A 23,544-nucleotide genomic window follows, 5' to 3' on the forward strand; every position below is an offset into this window, starting at 1 on the left:
GCTGTCCCGGTCCGGGCCACAACGGATCGCGCACGGGAGGTAGTCAATGCTCAGTCCGGGATCCCGCGTCGAAGCGGAGGTCGCACTGGAACCGACCGAATTCGTCGTCCAGGAGCACCGGCTCCGGGACGTCTGCCTGATGCCGGGCAGCGCCTTCTTCGACGTGATCTGGCGGATGCTCGACGCCCGCGGCCTCGACCCCGAACGGGCCGAGCTGACGGACGTCCTGTTCACCGAACCCGTCACCACCGCCCCGGACACCGGCCGGCAGCTGCGGATCGTCATCGAGGGCGTCGCCGGCGGGACGGCCACCGTGCGCGCCACCAGCCGGCCGGTGGGGGACGGCCGGCCCGAGGAACCCTGGGTGGAGAACCTCCGGGGCCGGCTGGGCTGGACCGACCGCCCGCTGCCCGCTCTCGCCCCCGGCGTGCGCCACGCCCCCGGCGACGAGGGCGACATGGCGGCCGTGTACGCCAGGGCCCGCGCCCAGCAGGTGCACCACGGGCCGCGCATGACGTGCTCGGGCACCGTCCGGCGCGGACCGGACGGCCTGCTCGCCGAGATCGACCTCCCCAGCGGCTCCGGCGGCGACGAGGACCACCACCTGCACCCCGCACGGCTGGACGCGGCCACCCTGCTCGGTTTCTGCCGGTCGGAAGCCGGCGCGGACCCCTTCGTGCCGATGTTCGTCGGCCGCTTCCGCGCCGTCCGCCCCCTGCGCGGACCGGCCCTGGTGCACGTGCCGTCCGTCGAACGGCTCACCGACTCCGGGGAACTGCTCAGCAACGACATCTACGTGTACGGACCCGACGGCCGTCCGGTGGCGGAGATCGTCGGCTTCGCCTCCAAGCGCCTGCGCCCCGGGGCCCGCATCACGGCCCCCCTGTCCGGACCGGTCCCCTCGTCCGGGACCCCGGAGCCCCCACGGACCCCCCGGACGCCACAGACGCCCGCGGCGGCGGGGGACACCCCCACGGAACCGGCGGAACCGCCGGCCACCTTCCGGGAGCCCGGCGGGAGCGGCGGTATGGCCGACCGCGTCCGCGAGGTGCTCGCCGACCACCTCGGCCGGCCCGCCGCGGACATTCCGTCCGACGTCGGTTTCTACGAACTCGGCCTGAACTCGGTCGACGTGCTCAAGGCCACCGAGCGGCTGGAGCGGCTCGTCGGCGCCCCCCTCTATCCCACCCTCCTCTTCGAATACACGACCGTCGACGCCGTCGCCGCCCACCTCGTCGCGGAACACGGCGAGCCCCCAGCGGCCACCCCGGCCCCTCCGGTGCCCCCGCCCTCCCCCGCGGGCGAACTCTGCGCCTTCGAACCCGTCTGGGCACCGGCACCCGACCCCGCCCCGGCCACCGGCGGCGGCGACATCGTCGTGTTCGGCGCCGAGTGGGCCGAAGCGCTGCGCGCCGCCCGGCCCGACCTGCGGATCATCCCCGTGGTCCAGGACGGTCCGGTCCCCGAGGGCGGACACCGCGTCGACCAGCGGGACCGGGCCGCCGTCACCGCCCTGCTGCGGCGACTCGCCGCGGAGGGACTCGACCCCGGCGTCCTCGTCGACGCCACCTGGCCCGCACCCGCCCCCTACGACCGGCTGCTCACCCTCGCCTGCGCCGTCGTCGACAGCCGCAGGCCCGGACCGCACCGGCTGCTGGCCCTGCACGGCGCCGGAGCCGACCCCGACCACCGCGCACTGGGCGCCCTGCTGCGCACCGTCACCGCCGAAGTCCCCTCCCTGCGCTGCCGCTCGGTGGCCGTCCCTGACGGCCCGCCCGACGTCGCGGCACTGCTCGCCGAACTGGACGACGCGACGGCCGAACCCGAAGTCCGCCACCACCGGGGACGGCGCCTGGTACGCCGGCACCGGCCCGTCACCCTCCCCGGCCCCGAAGGGGCGCCGATCCGGCCGGGCGGCTCGTACCTCGTCGCGGGAGCCGGCCGGATCGGTCTCCACGTCGCCGACTGGCTGGCCCGCGAACACCGGGCCGCCCACCTCACCCTGGCCGCCCGCAGCGAGCAGTCCGCCGAGATCACCCGGCACATCGCCGCGTGGCGCGAGCTCGGCGTCACCGCCCGGTACGTGCGGGCCGACCTCTCCGACCCGGCCGACGTCTCCCGCCTGACCGGGACCGCCCGCGGCGCGCACGGGCGGCTCGACGGGGTGTTCCACTGCGCCGGTGTGGTCGACGACGGCGTCTTCTTCCGCAAGAGCGCCGAGCGGACCGCCGCCGTCCTGGCGGCCAAGGCCCGGGCGGTCACCCTGCTCGACCGGGCCACTGCCTCGGACGACCTGGCAATCTTCGTCGCCTTCTCGTCCCTCGCCGCCACCCTGCCCAGCCCGGGACAGTGCGACTACGCCTACGCCAACGCCGCCCTCGCCGACCTGATGCGGGACCGTACGGGCCCCGGCCGCAGCCTCGCCGTGGAGTGGCCGTACTGGGCGGACGGCGGCATGACCGCCCCGGAGGACGCCCTCCGGCAGGACCACGACACCCACGGCCTGCTGCCCATGCCGACGGAAGCCGCCCTCCAGGCCCTCGGCGGCGCCCTCGCCACCGACCGGCGGCACGTCCTGATCGGGTACGGCGAACCGGACCGCATCCTCTCGGCCCTCGGCCCGGCCCCGGACGGTGAACCGCGACTCGAACCGTTCGGAGCCGAGGCGGGAACCGGGGAGCGGCCCACCGCGCGGACGGACACGGCCCCCGCCCGGCCGGCACCGCCGGGCCCCGAGCCCGCCGGCCACGACGCCGACGCCGTCGCCGTCATCGGAATGGCCGGACGCTACCCGCAGGCCGCCGACCTGGCGGAGTTCTGGGAGAACCTGCGGGCGGGACGCGACTGCGTCACCGAGGTCCCGGCCGAACGGTGGGACCACGACCGGTACTTCGACCCGCAACCGAACACCCCCGGCCGCACGTACGGCAAATGGGGCGGATTCCTCGACGGCATCGACCGGTTCGACCGCGCCTTCTTCGGCATCTCCCGGCGGGAAGCCGAACGGATGGACCCCCAGGAACGACTGTTCCTCACCACGGCCTGGCAGGCCGTCGAGGACGCCGGCCACCGGCCCGACCGGCTCGACGACCGGCGCATGGGCGTGTTCGTCGGCGTGATGTCCTCCCACTTCCAGCTCGTCGACGACGCCCCGGACGAACCCCTGCCGCTGGCACTGCACTCGTCCGTCGCCAACCGCGTCTCCTACCGGATGGACCTGCGCGGCCCCAGCGTCGCCGTCGACACCGCCTGCTCCTCCTCGCTGACCGCCATCCACCTGGCCGTGCAGGCCCTCCGCGCCGGCGAGTGCACCTGGGCCCTCGCCGGCGGGGTCAACGTGATGCCGCACCCCGAGAAGTACCTGCAACTCGCGGCGGGACAGTGGCTCTCCCGCGACGGCCGCTGCCGCAGCTTCGGCGAGGGCGGCACCGGATACGTGCCCGGCGAAGGAGTGGGCGCGCTGCTCCTCAAACCACTCGCCGCCGCGCTCGCCGACAACGACCCCATTCACGGCGTCATCCGCGGCTCGCGCCTCAACCACGGCGGCCGGGCCAGCGGTTTCACCGTCCCCAACCCCACCGCGCAGACGGAGGTGGTCACCGGCGCGCTGGCCGCGGCCGGCGTGGACCCCGCCACCGTCACCTGCGTCGAAGCGCACGGCACCGGCACCGCGCTGGGCGACCCGATCGAGGTCCGGGGCCTGCGCGACGCGTACGCCGGCGTCGACACCACCTGTTCGCTCGGCTCCGTGAAATCGGTCATCGGTCACCTGGAGAGCGCCGCGGGGGTCGCCGCGGTGACCAAGGTGCTGCTCCAGCTGCGTCACCGCACGCTCGTTCCCACGCTGCACTGCGACGAGGTCAACCCGGCGCTGCGCCTCGACGACAGCCCCTTCCGGCTGCAGCGGAGCGCCGAACCCTGGCAGCCGGGACCGGCGGGCGTACGGCGGGCCGGTGTCAGCTCCTTCGGCGCCGGAGGCTCCAACGCCCACCTCGTCGTCGAGGAGGCCCCCGCACCACCCGCCCCGGCCCCCGCCGACGGCCCCGCCGTGCTGGTGCTGTCCGCCGAGGACGACGGACAACTCGCCCGTGTGGCACGCGCGACGCTGGCCGTCCTGGACGACGGTGACGGGCACGGGCACGGGGGCGCGGTACGCCGCGAGCTGGCGGCGCTGCTGGGCGTGCGCCCCGACGACGTACCGGCCACCGTGCCGCTGCGGGACCTCGGCCTGGAACGGGTGGACCTCGGCCTGCTCGCGTCCGCGGCCGGCCTCCGCGCCGACGAACTCGCCCACCGCACCCTCGCCGACCTGGACCGGGAACCGGACCGGGGCCGGGCGGCACCGACCCTGCACGACATCGCCCACACGCTGCAGACCGGCCGCACACCACGGGCCCGCCGGCTGGCGGTCGTCTGCGCGGACGCCTCCGCCGCCCGGCGCGCACTGCGCGCCTACCTGGACGGAGGCCCCCCGCCACCGGGCGCCTTCTGGGGACGGGAACCCGCCACCGTTCCGGCCGACCTCACCGACGCGGTCGCGTCGCGGCAGTGGGAACGGCTGGCCGAGGCGTGGGCGTCCGGCGCCGACGTGCCCTGGGACCTCTGCCGGCCGCCGGGCCGCCGAAGGGTGTCCCTGCCGCCGTACCCCTTCCGGGGCGAACGCTGCTGGCCGGGCCTGTGGCGGTCGGAGAGCGCCGGAACCGCACCCGTACCCGGCCCCCCGCCGGGGCTTTCCGCCCGGCCGGAGCGGCCGACCGTGTGGGAGCCCGAGCCGGAGCCGGAGCCGTGGGACCCGGCCGGGCCGGGGGAGGGTCAGCGACCAGGACAGAGGGAGAAGGAGACCGTGACGGAAACGGACCGGCCCGCCTGCGACGTACGCCGACTGCCGGACGGGATCCTGCTGATCACGCTGGGCCGGAGCACGTTCACCGACGACCTGCTCGACGGCTTCCGCGCGGCCCTCACGTCGGCCGCCGACGACGACTCGGTGTCCTGCGTGGTCATCACGGGCACCGGTGACGTGTTCAGCATGGGCGCCACCCCGGAGGCGATGGCCCGGCTGGCGGCCAAGGAGGGCACGTTCGCCGACGTGTCCTTCCTGCACCAGCTCGTCCTCGCCTGCGACAAGCCGGTCATCAGCGCCCTCCAGGGCCACGCCGGCGGGGGCGGCCTGGTGTTCGGCCTGTACGCCGACGTCGTGGTGATGGCCAGGGAGGCGCGCTACAGCCTGCCGTTCCTCACCTACGGCTTCACCCCCGGCGCCGGAGCCACGTACTTCGTCGAACGCGCACTGGGGACCGCCGTCGCCCAGCAGCTCTTCTACACCGGCCGCCCGCTCACCGGCGCCGAACTGGCACAGCGCGGCGCCTCCGTCGACATCAGGCCCCGCGCCGAGGTCCTGCCCGCGGCGCTCGCCCACGCCCAGTCCGTCGCCCGCCAGTCCCGCGCCGCCACCGCCGAACTCAAACGCGAGCTGGCCCGCCGCACCACTTCCGCCTTGTCCGACGTGATCGAACGGGAACTGCGTATGCACGAGCGAGTGCTGGGCGGCGAGGCCGTCGAGCGGGTCCACAGCCGTCTCGGCCGCGACACGGCCCCGCCGGTCGCGGCTCCCGAACCCGACTCCGCGCCGATCGGGGCGACCGCCCCCGCCCCGCCCGACCGGGAGCGGCCGACTCCCGCACCCGTCGTACCCGCGCCCGCTCCCGTGCCGGAACCGGAGCAGGGCCCGAGCGGCGACGACGTCGAGGAAGCCGTCGTGGAGGCGGTGGCGGCCCAGCTCTACCTGGCGCCGCACGAGGTCGACGCACGGCAGACGTTCTCCGACATGGGCCTCGACTCCATCGGCGCCGTCGAGGTCACCAACACGCTGGCCACCCGGTTCGGCGTGCACCTCGAATCCGTGCTCGTCTACCAGTGTCCGACCGTGCCCGAGCTGGCCGACGCGGTCGCCGCGGCCGTGCGGCACCGGCAGAAGGTCACCGAGGCGGCGCTGGCTCCCCGCCCGGAGGCGGCCCGCACACCTGAGAGCCGGCCCCGGCGCCAGGCCGAGCCCGAGCCCCCTCCGGCGACGCGGACACCGACGCCGACGGCACGGCCCGAGGCGGTACGGCCCGCCGCCGTGGCCGCGCCGGCCGCCGCCGGTCCGGTGGTCACCGCACCCGTCTCGGCGGGCCCGCCCTCGCCCGGATCCCCCACACCCGCACCCGTCACACCCGCGCCCGTCGTACCCGAGCCGCGGCCCCAGGCCGGCGTGTCCCGCCCCTCCGCGCCCCCGCTCGTCCTGCGCGGCGCCTCCGTACGGGACGGGCGACCCCACTCCTCCGCGCCCCCGCCTCCGCCGGCCCCGGCGGAACCCGGCCCCGCCCCCGAACCTTCGCGGTCCTCCGGGGAGCGGCACGACGAGCACGCCATCGCCGTGATCGGGATGGCCGGCCGGTTCCCCGACGCGCCGACCCTGGACGGCTTCTGGGCCGACCTCGCGGCCGGGCGGCAACGCACCGGGGAGGTCCCGCCCGACCGCTGGGACACCGCCGCGCACTACGACCCGGCGGGCCGCCCCGGCACCACCACCAGCAAGTGGGCCGCGTCCCTCTCCGGCATCGACGCGTTCGACGCGCCCTTCTTCCGCATGTCCCCGCTCGAGGCCGAGGAGATGGACCCGGAGCAGCGGCTGTTCCTCACCGAGTCGTGGCGCGCGCTGGAGGACGCCGGGTACGCGGTCGGCCCCGAGACCCCCCTGTCCTGCGGGGTGTTCGTGGGCTGCACGCAGTCCGACTACCGGCAGATCCGCCACGCCGCCGGCCGGCACGACACCGCGCACAGCTTCCTCGGCGGAGCCCCGTCCGTGCTGGCCGCCCGGGTCTCGTACTTCCTGAACCTCACCGGCCCCACCGCCGCCGTCGACAGCGCCTGCTCCTCGTCACTGCTCGCCGTGCACCTCGCCTGCCAGAGCATCCTCGGCGGGGACTGCGAGATGGCCGTCGCGGGCGGCGTCGCGCTGATGCTGAGCCCCGACATCCACGTCCAGACCAGTGCCGCGGGCATCCTGTCACCGACCGGGCGCAGCGCGCCCTTCGACGCCTCCGCCGACGGGATCGTCCTCGGCGAGGGCGTCGGTGCCGTGGTGCTCAAGCCGCTGGCCCGTGCCCTGGCCGACGGCGACCACGTGCACGGCGTCATCCGGGCCAGCGGCGCCAACGGGGACGGACGCAGCAACGGCATCGCCGCCCCCAACGGGCGGGCGCAGGCCGATCTGCTCACCCGGGTGTGGCGACGGGCCGGGGTGACCCCGGACGACATCGGTCTGGTCGAGGCGCACGGCACGGGCACCCCCCTGGGTGACCCGATCGAGGTCAAGGCGCTCACCGAGGCGTTCCGCCGGACGGGCGCGGCACCGGCGGCGTCCTGCGCGATCGGCTCCGTCAAGGGCAACGTCGGCCACACCACCATGGCCGCGGGCATCGCGGGGCTGCTGAAGGTGCTGCTCGCGATGCGCCACCGGCAGCTCCCTCCGACGGCCGGCTACTCCTCGCCCAACCCGCGGCTCGACCTCGACGACAGCCCCTTCCACGTCGTCACCGAGGTCCGTGACTGGCCGCCGGGACCGAGCGGGCTGCGGGTGGCCGCCGTGAGCAGCTTCGGCGTCAGCGGCACCAACTGCCACCTGGTCGTCTCCGAGGCCCCCGCCCGGCCGCCGCGGCCCGCCGGCACGCGTTCCTTCGTCGTCCCCGTCTCCGCGCGCACGCCCCGGGAACTCACCGCCCACCTGGGCGCCCTGGCGGAGGCGGTCCCCGCGGCGCCCCACCTGGCCGACGTGGCCTACACGCTGTGCGCCGGCCGCCGTCACCACCCGGAGCGCACGGTCGTCCTCGCGCACACCCTCCACGGCCTCGCCGCGGCCCTGCGGGCCGCCCGTGACGGCACCGAGCCGGCCCTCGCGGACGCGACGCCGGAACAGCGCCGCCTCGCCGACGAGTACCTGGCCGGTGGCAGCCCCGACTTCGCCGCGCAGTTCCGTGACGTCGACGCCCGCCGCACACCGCTGCCCCCGCATCCGCTGCGCGGCACCCGGCACTGGCCGGAGCAGGCCGCCGCGCCCGGCCTCACCTGGTGGCTGGCCCCGGAGGCCTGGCAGGTCACCGACCACCGGGTCGGGGACACACCCGTGCTGCCCGGTACCGGCGCCCTCGCCCTCGCCGCGGTCGCGGCCGGCGACGAGGGGCCGCTGGAACTGGCCGGCGTACGGTGGCTGCGCCCCCTGCACGTCGGCACCGCGCAACAGGTCCGCATCGACAGAGACGGCTCCCGCCTCACGCTGCGCCGCGGCGACACGGACATCGCCACCGCCACCGTGCGGCCGGCCGCCGAACCTCCGGCCCGCCTCCCCCTCGGCGACCTCACCCGGCGCTGCCCCGGAATCCGGCCCGGGCACGAGCTCTACGCCCGGTTCGACGCGGCCGGACTCCACTACGGACCGGCCTTCCGCGTCGTCGAGGAGGTCCGGGTGGGCGACGGCGAGGCACTCGGCCGGCTGCACGGCACCGACCGCCCTTCCTGGAGCACCCTCGTCGACGTCGCCGCCCTGGACGGCGCGATCCAGGTCGCGTCCGTACTGGCCGGTGACGGCGAGCTGCTGCTCCCCTTCGCCGCCGCCCGCGTCGTGGTGCGCCCGGCCGACGGACCGCCCGCCTGGGCGCACGTCCGCCGGACACCGGACGGCATCACCGTCCTGCTCGCCGGGGAGGACGGGCGCGAACAGGCCCGCATCGAGGGCCTGGTGGCCCGCCCCGCCCCCACCGGACAGCCGGACGGCCGGCCCCCGGTGTCCGTGCTGGTGCCGCACTGGACGCAGGCACGCCCCGGAACGGCGGACCCGGCGCCCGCCCCGCCGGGACGCACCCTGGTGCTGTACGCGCACGGTGCCGAAGACCTCGCCCGTTCCCTCGCCGGCCGCCGCGACGGCCGCAGCGCACCCCTGGCCGAGGGACCGGCCCTGCTCACCGGGACCGACGTGGACGCCGTCCATCTGGTCCTGACCGGAGGAGCCGCCGAGGACCCGGACCGCGACCCCGTCGTCACACAGGTCTTCGACTGCGTCCGCGCGCTGGCGGCGGGCCCCGCCGCCCGGCGCCCCCTCGACCTGACCGCCGTCGTCGACGGGACGCTGCCCGCGGCCGGGACCGCGGTCACCCGCCCGGCCCGCGCGGGAGTCCTGGGCGTCCTGCGCACCGCCCGGGCCGAACACCCCCGGTGGCGGGTCCGCTGCCTCGACGTTCCGGACGTGCGGCAGGCGGGGGACGCGGGAGGCCGGAGCGCGGTGGACGCGGAGACCCTGCTGCGCGCCCCCGCGGAACACCCCGTGCTCGCCCTCCGGGCGGGCCGGTGGCTCACCCAGGTGTTCCGCCCCCTGCCCGACGGGACCGGTGAGGGCGCCGGATCCCCCTGGCGGCCCCGGGGCGTCCACCTGATCGTCGGCGGCGCCGGCGGCATCGGCCACGCCCTCAGCCGCCACCTGGCCCGCACGGCGGCCGCCGACCTCGTCTGGCTCGGCCGCCGGCCCGCGAGCGACGCCAGGGTCACGGAACGGCTGGCCGCCGTGGAGGCGGCCGGCGGACGCGTCCGTTACGTCCAGGGCGATGTGTCCCGGCCCGAGGACGTACGGGCCGCGCTCGCCGCGGCCCACGCCTCCTTCGGCCCCGTCACCACCGTCGTGCACGCCGCCCTGGAACTGCGGGACCGGACCCTGGCCTTCGCGGAGGCGGAGGACCTGCGGGCCGCGATGCGCGCCAAGGACCGGGGCGTCCGGGTGCTGCACGAGGTCCTGCGGGACGAACCCCTCGACCACTTCGTGCTGTTCTCCTCGGCGGTGTCCGCCATCGACTCGCCCGGCCAGGCCGCCTACGGGGCCGCCAGCACCGTCGAGGACGCCCTCGGGCACACCCTGGACGCCACGGGCCCGGTGCCCGTGACCGTCGTCAACTGGGGTTACTGGGGCAGCGTCGGCGCCGTCGCCGACCCGCGCCGGGCCCGCGAGATGGCCGAGAGCGGGGTGGGCTCCATCGAGCCCGCCGACGGATTCGCCGCCCTGGAGCGGATCCTCACCGCCCGCGCACCTCAGGCCCTGGTCGCCCGGGCGACACCGCGAGCCCTCCGCGACCTCGGTCTGGTCGTCGAGGAATCCGCCACCGGACGCGACCCCCTGGACGTCCTCGCGGGCGCCCTGCTGGCCGCCGAACTGACCGCCGCGGGGGCGCTTCCCGCACCCGGTGAACGGTGCCCCGCGGCCACGACGGCGTCGCGGCTCGGCGTGCGGCCCGCCCACCACCGCCTGTTCGAGGCGCTGTTGCCCATCCTCGAACGTGCCGGGGCCGTCCGCCGGGAGGGCACCGACCTCGTGGGCACCGGCCCGGTGCCGGTCCCGGCGGTCACCGTGCCCGAGGCCGAGGAGGACCTGCTGCGGCGATGCGTGGCCGCGCTGCCGGACGTCCTCGCCGGGCGGCGCAACCCGCTCGAGGTCCTGTTCCCCGGCGGCTCCACCGACCGGCTCGCCCGTTTCTACGGCGGAGGGCCCGCCGAACGCGCCGTGAACCGGGACCTCGCCGCCCGGGTCCGCCGCCACGTCGACGCGACGGGACCGGGCGCCCGCGTCCTCGAGATCGGCGCGGGCACCGGGGCCACCACCCGCGTCGTCCTGGACGCCCTCGCCGGCGCCGCACCCCTCACCTACTCCTTCACCGACCTGTCGCCCACGTTCCTCCGGCAGGGCGAGGAGACCCTGCGGGCGGACGCCCCGCCGTCCGTCACCCTGGAGTTCACCCGGTTCGACGTGGAGCAGGACCCCGCCGCCCAGGGCTTCGGCGCCGACCACGACGTGGTGGTCGTCGCGGGAGTGCTGCACGCCACCACGGACGTCACGGCCGCTCTGCGCCACGCCGTCCGGCTGCTGCGCCCCGGCGGACTGCTCCTCGTCCACGAGACCACCGGCCATTCCGACTTCCTCACCCTCACGTTCGGCCTGACCCAGGGCTGGTGGCGCTACCAGGACCCGCACCTGCGCCTGGCGCACTCCCCGCTGCTCGCCCCCGACACCTGGCGGACCGCCGCCGGGGCCGCCGGACTCGACGACGTCGAGGTCCGCACCGGAGCCACCGGCAGCGCCGAAGCTCTCGACGGCACAGGCGGCGCCGGAGGCGGTTCCGCGACACCGTGCCTGCTCACCGCCCGGCGTACCGGACCGGCCGGACAGCCGGACCCGGCGGTCACCGTCCCCCGGGAGACGGCCCGCGCGTACGTGCGGTCCGTCTTCGCCGACGTCCTGCGCCACGACCCGGAGAACCTCGGCGACCACACCGCGTTCGACGAGTTCGGCGTCGACTCCCTGGTCAGCCTCACCCTCGTGGACCGTTTCGAGGCCGACCTCGGCCCTCTGCCCTCGACCCTGCTCTTCGAGCACCTGACCATCGCCGCCCTCGCCGACCACCTGCGCACGGAACGGGCGGACCGGCTGGCCGCGGCCACCGGCACCGCGCGGCCACCGGCACCGGCCGCGCCCACCGAACGGCCCGCGCCCCCGGTACGCCCCGGCACGGCGGCCCGCACCGGCACCGACGGGACGGCCTCACCGCAGGCCGCCCCCTCGGCCCCGCGCCCGGACGGCGAACCCTCCGTACGGCCCGACGACATCGCCGTCATCGGTGTCAGCGGACGCTACCCCGGCGCACCGGACCTGGACGCGTTCTGGCGACTGCTCGCGTCCGGCGAGCACGCCGTCACCGAAGTGCCGGCCGACCGGTTCGCGTGGCGCGAGCACTACGACCCGCGGCCCGGCACCCCCAACCGCCTCTACACCGCCAACGGCGGCTTCATCGACGGCGTCGACCGCTTCGACCCCGCCTTCTTCGGCATCCTGGCCCGCGACTCCGTCGCGATCGACCCGCAGGAGCGGCTGTTCCTCGAAACCTGCTGGGACCTGCTCGAACAGACCGGCAACCTCGGCGACCGCGCGACCGGACGCACCGGTGTCTTCGCGGGCGTCATGTACGGCACCTACGGCCAGCTCGGCGCCACCGCGTGGCCGCGGGGCGAACTGACCGGGGCGCACTCCTCGTACTGGTCCGTCGCCAACCGCGTGTCGTACCTGCTGGACCTGTCCGGGCCCAGCTACGCGGTCGACTCCGCCTGCTCCTCCTCCCTCACCGCCCTGCACCTGGCGTGCGAGAGCCTGCGGCGCGGCGAATGCGACACGGCCGTCGCCGGAGGTGTCAACGTGATCATCCATCCCGCGCACTTCGTCTCGCTGTGCTCCCTGAGCATGCTGTCCCCGCAGGGCACGTGCCGGGTGTTCGACGCCGGCGCGGACGGTTTCGTCCCCGGCGAGGGAGTCGGAGCCGTCCTCCTGAAGCCCCTGCGGCGCGCCGTCGCCGACGGCGACGACATCTGGGCCGTGGTGAAGGGCAGCGCCGTCAACGCCGGCGGCCGGACCTCCGGTTACACCGTGCCGAACCCCAACGCGCAGGCCGAGGTCATCACCGAGGCCCTCAGCCGGGCCGGGGTCGGCCCGTCCACCATCGGCTACGTCGAGGCGCACGGCACCGGCACCGCCCTCGGCGACCCCATCGAGATGGCCGGCCTGCGCCGGGTGTTCGACCGGCCCGCGTCCGCCACGGCCACCGGGGAGACCGGCCCGGTCGCGGTCGGCTCGGTGAAGGCCAACATCGGCCACCTGGAGGCGGCGGCCGGCATCGCCGGGCTCACCAAGGTACTGCTGCAACTGCGCCACGGTGCCATCGCCCCCTGCGCCAACCTGGACAGCGTCAACCCCCGCATCGATCTCGGCGACCGCCTGGAACTGCCGCGCGAACTGCGCCCGTGGCCGGCCGGACCTGCTCCGCGCAGGGCCGGGGTGAGCTCCTTCGGTGCCGGAGGCGCCAACGCGCACGTCGTCCTGGAGGAATACCGCCCGGCCGTCGCCGCCCGGGAGCCGGCCGCGCCGGACGACGCCGAGCAGCTGTTCGTCCTGTCCGCGCGCTCGCCCGAGCTGCTGGCCCAGTACGCCGGTGACGTCGCCGCCGCCCTCGCCACCCGCCTGCCCGCCGGGACCGGCCTGCGCGAACTCGCCCACACCAGTCAGGTGGGCCGTCCGGCGTTCCGCGAACGCGTCGCCGTCCTGTGCACCGACGTGCCCGCGCTGGTCGCCCGCCTCACCGAGATCGCCAAGGGGGAGACGGGCCCCGGCACCTGGCGCGGTACGGCCGCCCCCGGCCGGGGGACGTCCGCCGGCACGGGCACCGGGAGCTGGGCGGAGCTCGCCCGGAGGTGGGTCGACGGCGAACACGTCGACTGGTCCGCCCGCTGGCCCGTGCCACCACGGGTGGCCGCCTTCCCGGGCCACCCCCAGCAGCGCCGCAGGATCTGGTGGACTCCGCGGAACCCGCCCGCCGCGCACGCGTCGCACGAGACCGCCTCCGCCGCACCGCCGGCCGCCCGGGCCGTGCCCGAGGCCGTGACCGCGACCGTCTCCCTGCGCGTCCTCGACGACGCGGTTCGCGAGCACCACGTCGGGAACCGCAGGATCCTGCCCGGCGCCGCCGTGCCCGAACTCGTCCGTGCGGCACTGCCCGAGCTGTCCGGCGGGATCCGTCTCACCGACCTGACCTGGCTGCGGCCCCTCGACCTCGACGCCACCGACGAGGTCCGTGTGGTCACGGCCGGACACGGGCCCGCGCCCACGGTCCCGTTCACGATCACCGGCCCCGACGGCGCCGCGTACGTCACCGGCGGCGTGGAGCACCTGCCCGACCCGCCGCCGTCCGAGGTGACCGCCCCGACCCCTCAGGAGGTCGGCCCGCCGGTCGCTCCCGCCGTCGTCTACGCCCGGCTGGCCGCCGGCGGCGTACACCACGGCGCCGGCCTGCAGGTGCTCCAGGCCCTGTGGGCGGGGCCGGGGGAGTGCCTGGCCGATCTCGCCACCTCCCCGTCCCCCGGCCAATGGTTCGCCCCGGCCGTCCTCGACGGCGCGCTCCAGGCCCTCGCCGTACTCGACGGCACCACCGGATACCTGCCCACGGGATTCACCGAACTGACCTGCGTCCGGCCGCTCCCGGCCCGGTGCCGTGTCCACGCCCGCGACGTGACCCCGCACGGCACCACCGGCTCACGCACCGTCGACCTCGACCTCTTCGACGGCCGGGAACACGTCCTCGCGCTGCGGGGCCTGCGCCTGACCGCCGTCCGCCACGACACCACCGCCCCACCCGCCACCCACGACACGGACAGCACGCGGAACACCGGCACGACCGGCCCCGTCGGACCGGACGCCGTCGACATCCGCCACCGGCGTCCCCGCCCCGTCCCGGCCGGCCCGCCCGGGCCCGGCCGTCCCGTGCGCCACGTGGTGCTCAACTGCCCCGACCAGCGACTGCGCGCCGAGCTGGCTGCGGAACTCGGCCGCCGCTCGATCACCTGGGGACTCGCCCAGGACGAGAGCCCGGCCGATGCCGTCCTCCACGTCTGCCCCACCGGGGCCGACGACCTGACGGAGCAGCTCCGAAAGGGCTTCGAGACCGTCCTTCCACTCGTCACACCGCACCTGGCGGCCCGCCCGGCGGCACCCCTGCGCGTCCTCGTGGCCCACGCCGGCGACCCGGCGACCGGCCGGGCCCGCCCCGCCTACGCCGCGATCACCGCCCTGCTGCGCACGCTCGCCCTGGAACACAGCGGCTTCTCCGGCCTCACCGCGCACCTCGGGGCCGACACCGACCCGGCGGACCGTGCCCGTCTGCTGGTGGACGAACTCCTCGGCGCCGACGAAGGGGAGATCCGGCTCACCGGTACCCGCCGGGAGACCGTGGAGTACGAGGAGTACACACCGGCGCCGGCCGCGCCGCCCACCGCGACGGGCCCGGCCCGCACCTACCTGATCACCGGCGGCGCCGGACGGATCGGCGCCACGGTCGCCCGGCACCTCGCCGCGAGCCACGGCGCCAACATCGTGCTGTGCGGACGCCGCCCGGCCGACGCCGCCGTCCAGGAGACGCTGCGGGAGCTGACCGCGACCGGCGTCGAGGCGATGTACCACCCGGCCGACGTCGGCGACCGGCACCAGGTGCGGGAGCTCGTCACCGCGATCCGGGAACGGTTCGGCGCCCTGCACGGCGTCGTCCACGCGGCCGGGGTCACCCGCGACGCCCTCGCGGTGCGCAAGACCCCGGCGCAGGCGGCCGAGGTGCTCGCCCCCAAGGTGTGGGGCGCGGTGCACCTCGACGAGGCCACCCGCGACGAACCGCTCGACTTCCTCGTCCTGTTCTCCTCCGTGGCGGCGTCCACCGGCAATCTGGGGCAGGCCGACTACACCTTCGCCAACGCCTTCCTCGACGCCTTCGCGGAGGAACGGACCGCCCGGCACGCCGCCGGGCTGTGCTCCGGCCGCACGGTTTCCATGGCGTGGCCGCTGTGGGCGGACGGCGGCCTGGCGGTCCGCGAGGCCAGCCGCACCCTGATGGCCCAGCACTCCGGCATGGTCCCCCTGCCGTCCCCGGACGCCCTGCGCGCCTTCGACGCCTTCCTCGCCGGGGACGAGCCACGCCCCGGCGTGGTTGCCTACGCACCGGGCCTCCGGCGGCAGGCGGAAGCCCGGAAGGCCGGAGCACGGCAGGGCCAGGGGACGGAAGCGAGGGAAGAGGCCGTCCCCGCCCCGGCGGCGGTTCCGGCCGCCACCGAGGCCCCGGCCGGGACGGACACCGCGCGGACCGGCACCGTCGAACAGGAGCTGCGCTCCCTCGCCGCCGGTTTCCTGATGGTGTCGGACGACGACGTGGACCTCTCCACCAACCTGATGGAGCTGGGCTTCGACTCGATCTCCCTCACCGAGCTGATCACCCGCGTCAACGACCGCTACGGCCTCGACCTGCTGCCCACCGTCCTCTTCGAGGCACCCACCCTGGAGGCCCTGGCCGACCGCCTGGTACACGACCACCCCCACGTCGGCCGTGCGCCGGCCGCCCCGCTGGCTCCGGCCGAACCGGACACCGGCGTCGATCCCGGCCACGGCACCGGGTCTCCCCGGGCCCCCGAGCGGCAGGCGCCGCGGTCCGCGCCCGTACCCGGGCAACCGCCGTCCGCCCTCGACCGCACCACCGGAGTCCCCATCGCCGTCATCGGCATGGCCGGCCGTTTCCCCGGCGCCGGCGACCTGACCGCGCTGTGGGAGATCGTCGCGGCCGGACAGGACCGGATCGGCCCCGTCCCGGCCGACCGCCCCGAGCTGCGCGCGGACCCGCGGATGCGCGGCGTACGGGCCGGATTCCTGGACGGCGTCGCGGAGTTCGACGCGGCCGCGTTCGGGATCTCGCCGCGCGAGGCCGGGTTCATGGACCCGCAGCAGCGCCACTTCCTGGAAGTCACCTGGGAGGCCCTCCAGGACGCGGGCCGCCGCCCGGGGGAGCTGGCCGGCACGGCCACCGGGGTCTTCGTGGGCGTCGCCACCGGCGACTACAACGAACTGATGGCGTCCCGGGGAGCTGCCTCGGAGCCCCACATGGCCACCGGGGTCGCCCACGCGGTCCTCGCCAACCGCGTCTCCCACCTGCTCGACCTGCGCGGCCCCAGCGAAGCCGTGGACACCGCGTGCTCCAGTTCGCTCGTCGCCGTGCACCACGCGGTACGGGCGCTGCGGGACGGCGACTGCGACCTGGCCGTCGCCGGAGGCGTCAACCTGACCCTGAGCCCGGCGCTCTACGACACCTTCACCCGGGCCGGCATGCTCAGCGCGCGGGGCCGGTGCGCCTCCTTCGACGACTCCGCCGACGGCTACGTCCGCGGCGAGGGCGTCGGAGCCGTCGTCCTCAAGCCGCTGCACCGCGCCCTGGAGGACGGCGACCCGGTCCGGGCGGTGATCCTCGGCAGCGCCGTGAACCACGGGGGCCGCTCGCCCTCGCTCACCGCCCCGAACCCGCAGTCCCAGGCGCAGGTCGTCGTCGACGCGGTGCGCGCCGCCGGCGTCGACCCCCGCACCATCGGCTACGTCCAGGCCCACGGCACCGGCACCACCCTGGGCGACCCCGTCGAGATCGAGGGGCTCAAGCAGGCCTACGCCCGGCTCTACGAGGACCGGAACCTGCCCGCCCCCGCCGCGCCGCACCTCGCGGTCGGGTCCGTGAAGACCAACATCGGGCACCTGGAGGCGGCGGCCGGCATCGCCGGCCTCCTCACCACCGTGCTGGCCATGGACCACGGCCTGGTCCCCCCGAACCCGCACCTCCGGCAGCCCAACCGCCACCTGAGGCTGGCGGGAACGCCGCTGGCCCTCGCCGACGGCGCGGCCCGTCCGTGGGAGCCGGTGCCCGACGAGACCGGCCGTCCGGTCCGCCGTGCCGGGGTCAGCTCGTTCGGTTTCGGCGGATCCAACGCCCATGTGGTGCTGCAGACCGGCGGCCTGCCGGTCCGTACGGCCCCACCTGCCCCCCTGGACGGCCCGCTCGTGGTGCCCGTGTCGGCCCGTGACGAGCGCACGCTCACGGACTACCGCACCCGGCTCGCCGACGCCCTGGACCGGGAGCCGGACCTCCCTCTGGACCAGGTCGCGTACACCCTCCAGGTCGGACGGGAGGAACTGCCGTACCGCCTGGCCGTCGTGGCCTTCGACCGTGCCGGTCTGATCGCCGCGCTGCGCGACACCACGTCGCACGGCGTGCACCGGGGCATCGTGACCGACAGGGCTTCCGGCGCTCCCACGGACACCGGCCCGGCGGACCTCGCAGCTGCCTGGTGCACCGGTCACGCGGTCGACTGGGACGCCCTCTGGCCCGCCCCGCCCGGCCGCGTGCCCCTGCCGGTACCGGGCTTCGTCCGGACGGCTCACTGGTTCCCCGCGGCGGCGCACCGGGCTCCGGAAGGTGCCGCCGCCGGTCCGGTGCACGCCGGGCCGCGCCGGACGGCGGACGGCAGGGTCCTGCTGACGCCACTGGGCGCGGAGACCCCGCACCCGAGCCCGTCCGCACCGGTCGCGGTGCCTGAACCCGAGGCGCCCCCCGTTCCGCGAACCGGTCCGGGCGCCGGCACCCTGCGCGAACGGGTGGCCGCCGCGCTGGGCCTGCCGGCCGCCGAGATCGGCGACCACGACTCGCTGACCGCACTGGGCCTGGACTCGATCATGCGCGTCGAACTCGTGCGCTGGCTGCACGACCGGCACGGCATCACCGTGCCGACGAGCGAGCTCTACGAGCACGACACGCTGGCCGGCCTCGCGGCGTACGTGGGTACCGCGGCGGCGCCGGCCCCCGAGCCGCTCTCCGCGGCCCCCGCCCGGCCCGCGGAGGGAACCGCGCCCGCGCCCGCACCGGTCCCGCCGGCAACCGCGCCCACGCCCGAACCAGTGCCGCCGGCCCGGTCGTCGACCCGGCCCGAGGCGACGTTCGTGCCCGCACCCGACCCCGACCCGGAGGCGTCGCCCGTGCCCGAGTCCCGGACCGTACCGGAGACATCGCCCGCGCCCGGGCCGCCCACCGTGGCGGAGGGGCCGCCCGCGCCCGCCGGGGCGCCGGAGCCCGATCCCGTCGCCGTCGTCCGCGCGGCCGTCGAACGTGCCGTGGGCGCCGAACTCGGCCCCGACGGCCGGTTCACCGACGGGGCGCTCACCTCGCTGGACATGCTGCGCTCGGTGCGCGCCCTGGAAACGGCGCTGGGCACGCTGCCCAAGACCCTCCTGTTCGACCACCCCGACTGTGCGGCCCTGGCCGGTCACCTCGTCGAGCGGTTCGGCGCGGCGGCCGTGGCGAGGCTCGCCGAAGCCCCGTGGGACCCCACCGCCGACAGCGCCCGGGCCGCCGCCACCGGGGTCGCGGATCCCGCGCCCGCTCCCACCCCCGCCGGACCGGCCGCGCTCGTCGTGGCGCGCGCCGGGCTGGCCGCCCATCCCGAACTGGCGCGCCTGGTGCGCGAGGTGGAGCAGCGGTACGGCATGGAGGCGGGACTCGCCGGAGTGAGCATCGCACCGCTGCTGTTCTTCCCCTCCACCCGTGACGGCTATCTGGCGATCGGCCGGCGCGGTGACTCGGTGCTGGTGTGGCGGTACACCGGAGCGCCGGAGCGGTTCACCGGCGCGGCCGGCGAACTGCTCGCCCACTGCGAGCGCACCGGACTCCGGCTGAACCTGCTGTCCACCGAACCACTCACCGAGCTCGCGGGCACCCCGATGCTGGCCACCGCCTTCGGGGTCGTCCAACGGCTCGAGGACCTCGGCTCGTTCTCGCTGTCCGGCGGCCGGCGGAGCAAACTGCGCTACCTCGTCAACAAGTTCGGCCGGCACGGCGACAACCGGGTCGAGGAGTACGTCAGCGGTACGGACCCGGAGACGGACACGGCCGTCGCCGACCTCGTGGACCGCTGGGCCGAGGGCAAGCAGATGGTGAACGCCTACGTCGCGGAGGCCCGCGAGCTGATCAGGGCAGGAAAACTGCCCGAGCGGCACCGGATCTTCCTCACCTACCGTGACGACCGGCTCCTGAGCGCCATCGTCCTCGCCGCGCTGCCGGCCGAGAACGGCTACCTCCTGGACGTCGAGTTCTACCCCCGCGATCTGCCGCTCGGCGGACTGGAGTTCAGCCTGGTCGAGATCGTCCGGCGGCTCGCGGCGGAGGGTGCCGAAGTGCTCAGCTTCGGCGGCAGCTTCGGCGTCGAGGTGACCACCACGACCAACCCGGCGCAGGACGTGCGCCAGGCCCTCGCCGAGCTGCGCTCCGTCGCGATCTTCGACGAGGGAAACTACCGGTTCAAGAAGAAGTTCGGACCCGTCGAGGTGCCGCTCTACCTCTGCCAGCCCGTCACGGGCCGCACCGACGCCGTCGATCTGATCATGATGATCGCCAACTCGGCCGAGGACGGACCGGGCGGGGACGGCGACGGTGACGGCTCCCCGACCCCCGGTCCCGGGAGCGGCCCCACCCCCGGTCCCGGAAGCGGCCCGAACCCCGGCTCCGTCAACGGCCCGGACGCGGGTTCCACGAGCGACCGGCACGCGGGCTCCGCAGACGGCGACCGGGGCGCGGAGTCCGCGAGCGACCGCGTCGCCGCCCTGGCCGGGTCCGGACACAACCCCGTACTGCTGAGCCACGACCAGGTGGAGCACGACCTCCTCACCGACTCGTGGTTCGAGCGCACCGACTCCTTCGTCACCGACCGGATGGCCGCCCTGGCCGCCCGCGTCGCGGACCCGCTGCGGGCCGCGACCGCGCCGCCGGACTGGCTGGCGCTGCCCCACGTGTCGTGGGCGCCGTCGGGACGGGCCGCCGAACTGCGGATGTGCCGTGCCTGGCCGGGCCGCAGGGGAGTGGTGCTGCACAACGACCTCTTCCCGACCTGGCAGTTCGCGCTGGCCGAGGCCGGTCTGCGGCCGGTCCGCATCCCCCGGCCGGACGGCGGCCCCCTGGGCGGCGACGGACGGCTCGCCGGGCTCGCCGCCGCGCTGGACGAACACGGCACCGACGTCACGTTCGTCTGCCTGGAGCTGAGCACCAACGCCGCGGGCGGCGTGCCGCTCTCCCTCGGGGCACTGCGCGAGACCGCGCGCACCCTGCGCGCACGCGGCGTCCCGCTGGTCCTGGACGCCACCCGGGTCGTGGACAACGCCCTTGCGATCACCGAGGAGGAGGCAGGGGGCGACCTCTGGGGAACCGTGCGGGCCCTGCTGGACACCGCCGACGCGGTGACCCTGAGCCTGTCGAAGGACTTCGCCGTCGGCATGGGCGGACTGATCGCCACCCGCCGCGCCGACCTGGCCGAGCGCCTGGCCGAGGACGAGGACACCTACGGCCGGAACCTCGGCGCGCAGCAGCAGGCCGTCCTCGCGGCCGCCCTCGCCGACACCGACGTGGCCGGGGACCTGGTGCGCCGCCGCGCCGTCCACGTACGCGAGCTGCACCGACGGCTCGTCGAGGCCGGCGCTCCCGTACACGGCGGGCCGGGCACCCACTGCGTCCTGCTCGACCCGCGACGCGACGACGCCTTCCGTACGCTGACGCAGCCCGGAGCCGCCCTGCTCGCCTGGCTGTACCGCACCACCGGGGTGCGCGGCGGACCGCACGTCGGCGACGACCCGGCCGGGCTGCTGCGGCTCGCGGTGCCGATCGGCCTGGCCGACTCCGACGCCCGGACGCTCACCGACCGGCTGGCCGACTGCTTCGGCCATCGCGCCGGCGTGGTGGACCTGCACCCCACCGTGCCCGTGGCCACGCCGATGGCCCTGGCCCGGGCACGGTTCGAACCGGCCGACCGGATCCCCGACGACGTCCGCGAGGCGGTCGCCGGCGGCTACGAGCGGGCCGGGGACAACCTGGCCGTGCTCACCGAACACACCCCGGACGTGCGACGCCACCTGGTCGGCCTGGACGGTGCCACCGTCGAGGCGTTCGTGCACGGCACGGACGGCCCCACCCTGCTCCTGATGCATCCCTTCAACATCGGGGCGGGAATGTTCGCCCCGCAGTTCTCCGGCCTGGGCGGCGACCACCGCCTCGTGGTCCTGCACCATCCCGGGGTCGGAGCCACCCGTACCAACGGCAGGATGTCCCTCGACCACATCGTCGACCTGTTCACGGACGCCCTGGACCGGCTGGGCGTCGACGGGCCCCTGCACCTGGTCGGCGCCTCCTGGGGCGCGCTGCTCGCCCAGACCTTCGCCCTGCGGCACCCCGCCCGGGCGGCCTCGCTGACCACCATCGGCGGCTCCTACCGGTACGCCAACCGCGTCGGCGAGGTCAACCGGCTCGAGGTCGTCGTGGCGGAGGACATGGCGGCCGTGGCCGCCGCCACCGGTGACGGCACCCGGCTGCCGGACCTCGCGGCGCGACTCCTGCGGTGCGAGAGCATGGACGCCTACGTCGGACTGTCCTACCTGGACCTGTTCGCCGGGGAACCGGACCTGCTGCGCAGGCTGCCCGAACTGGACCTGCCGGCGGCGGTGGTCCAGGGCCGGCTGGATTCCGTGGTGCCGGTGGAGACCGCCCGCCGGCTCGCGGACGCCATTCCCGGCGCGCGGTACGAGGAACTGGCCGACGCCGGTCATTTCCCGTGCGTGACCCACGCGGACGAGGTCAACCGCATCCTGCGGGAGACGGTCTCGGCCGCGACCGGCCGGACACCGGACCGCGCCCCCGCTCCCGCCGAAGGCCCCGGCACCGCCGCGACCGAAGCCGCCTCCGACACCCCGACCCCCTCCGGCACCGGAACCACCCGCGCGTCCACCACCGGCGCCCCCGACCGGTCCGCGCCGGAACCCGAAGAGGAGACCGCATGACCGCCGACCCGCGTCCCCCGACCGTGGGCATCGAGGCGCTCGACGTGTACGGCGGCAGCGCCTGGATCACCGCCGACGACCTGGCCGCCGGCCGCGGCCTGGACCCCGGCCGGGTCACCAACCTGATGCTGACCGGACGCTCCGTCGCGCTGCCCTTCGAGGACCCCGTCACCCACGCCGTGAACGCCGCCAAGGGCATGCTCGACGACCTCGACCCGGCCGTCCGCGACCGGATCGAACTCGTCCTGGTGGCCACCGAGTCCGGGGTCGACTACAGCAAGTCGATCGCATCGTACGTCCATCGTTATCTCCAACTCCCCGCACACTGCCGCCTGCTGGAGGTCAAGCAGGCCTGTTACGCGGCGACGGCGGCGCTCCAGCTGGCCGCCGGCCACCTCGCCTCGGGAGCCTCACCGGGTGCCCGCGTCCTGCTCATCGCCACCGACGTGGGGCTCGCCGACGAGCGGGCCGAGTACGCCGAACTGGCCACCGGCAGCGGCGCCGTCGCCCTGCTGCTCAGCGAACAGCCCGACGTCCTCACCCTCGACCTCGGCGCGTTCGGCCTGCACAGCTTCGAGACCATGGACACCGCCCGGCCCGGCCCCGACATCGAACTGGCCGACGCCGACCAGTCCCTCGTCGCCTACCTGGAATGCACCGTCCGCAGTTTCGCCGACTACCGGCGCCGGGTGGCCGGCGTCACCCTGGACGGCACGTTCGCCCACCTCGTGTTCCACACCCCGTTCGCCGGTATGGTCAGGGCCGCGCACCGCCGGGCCATGCGGGAGTTCACCGACCTCGCGCCGGCCGAGATCGCCGCCGACTTCTCCCACCGCGTCGAGCCCGGTCTGCGTTATCCCGCCGAGGTCGGCAACCTCTTCTCCGGCTCCCTCTACCTGGCGCTGAGCAGCCTGATCGACTCGCTGCCGGTGATGAGGGACCGGGCGAGGGTGGGACTGTTCTCCTACGGTTCCGGCTGCTCCTCCGAGTTTCTCAGCGGCACGCTCGGGGACGGCGCCCGCGGGGCCGTCGCCGCCCGGAAGATCGGGCCGCGCCTCGCCGCCCGCCGCCGTCTGGACTTCGACGAGTACCGCGAACTGCTGCCGGAGAACCAGGCGTGCCTGCTGCCGCGGCGCCGGCACACCGTCGGCCCGCCCCCCGCCTGGCTCCCCGCCCCGGGCGACCGCCCGCCCCTGCTCGCCCTGCGCGGCATCGACGACTACCACCGCCACTACGAATGGATCTGAGGGGAC

General features: G+C 75.9%; 2 protein-coding genes. Both read left to right on the forward strand.

Features of this window, described 5'->3' with window-relative positions:
* The first annotated feature begins 46 nt into the window (after positions 1-46).
* Positions 47-22,291 carry an SDR family NAD(P)-dependent oxidoreductase gene (locus ABTY40_RS16420; protein ID WP_352060114.1) on the forward strand — a complete coding sequence of 7,415 codons (22,245 nt, stop codon included), beginning with the start codon at positions 47-49 and terminating at the stop codon, positions 22,289-22,291.
* Positions 22,288-23,538 carry a hydroxymethylglutaryl-CoA synthase family protein gene (locus tag ABTY40_RS16425; protein ID WP_352060115.1) on the forward strand — a complete coding sequence of 417 codons (1,251 nt, stop codon included), beginning with the start codon at positions 22,288-22,290 and terminating at the stop codon, positions 23,536-23,538. Before ABTY40_RS16420 ends, ABTY40_RS16425 begins: the two co-directional genes overlap by 4 nt.
* The last annotated feature ends 6 nt before the right edge of the window (positions 23,539-23,544 follow it).

This window comes from Streptomyces sp. NPDC126503 (assembly GCF_040302405.1).
Lineage (GTDB): Bacteria > Actinomycetota > Actinomycetes > Streptomycetales > Streptomycetaceae > Streptomyces > Streptomyces gulbargensis.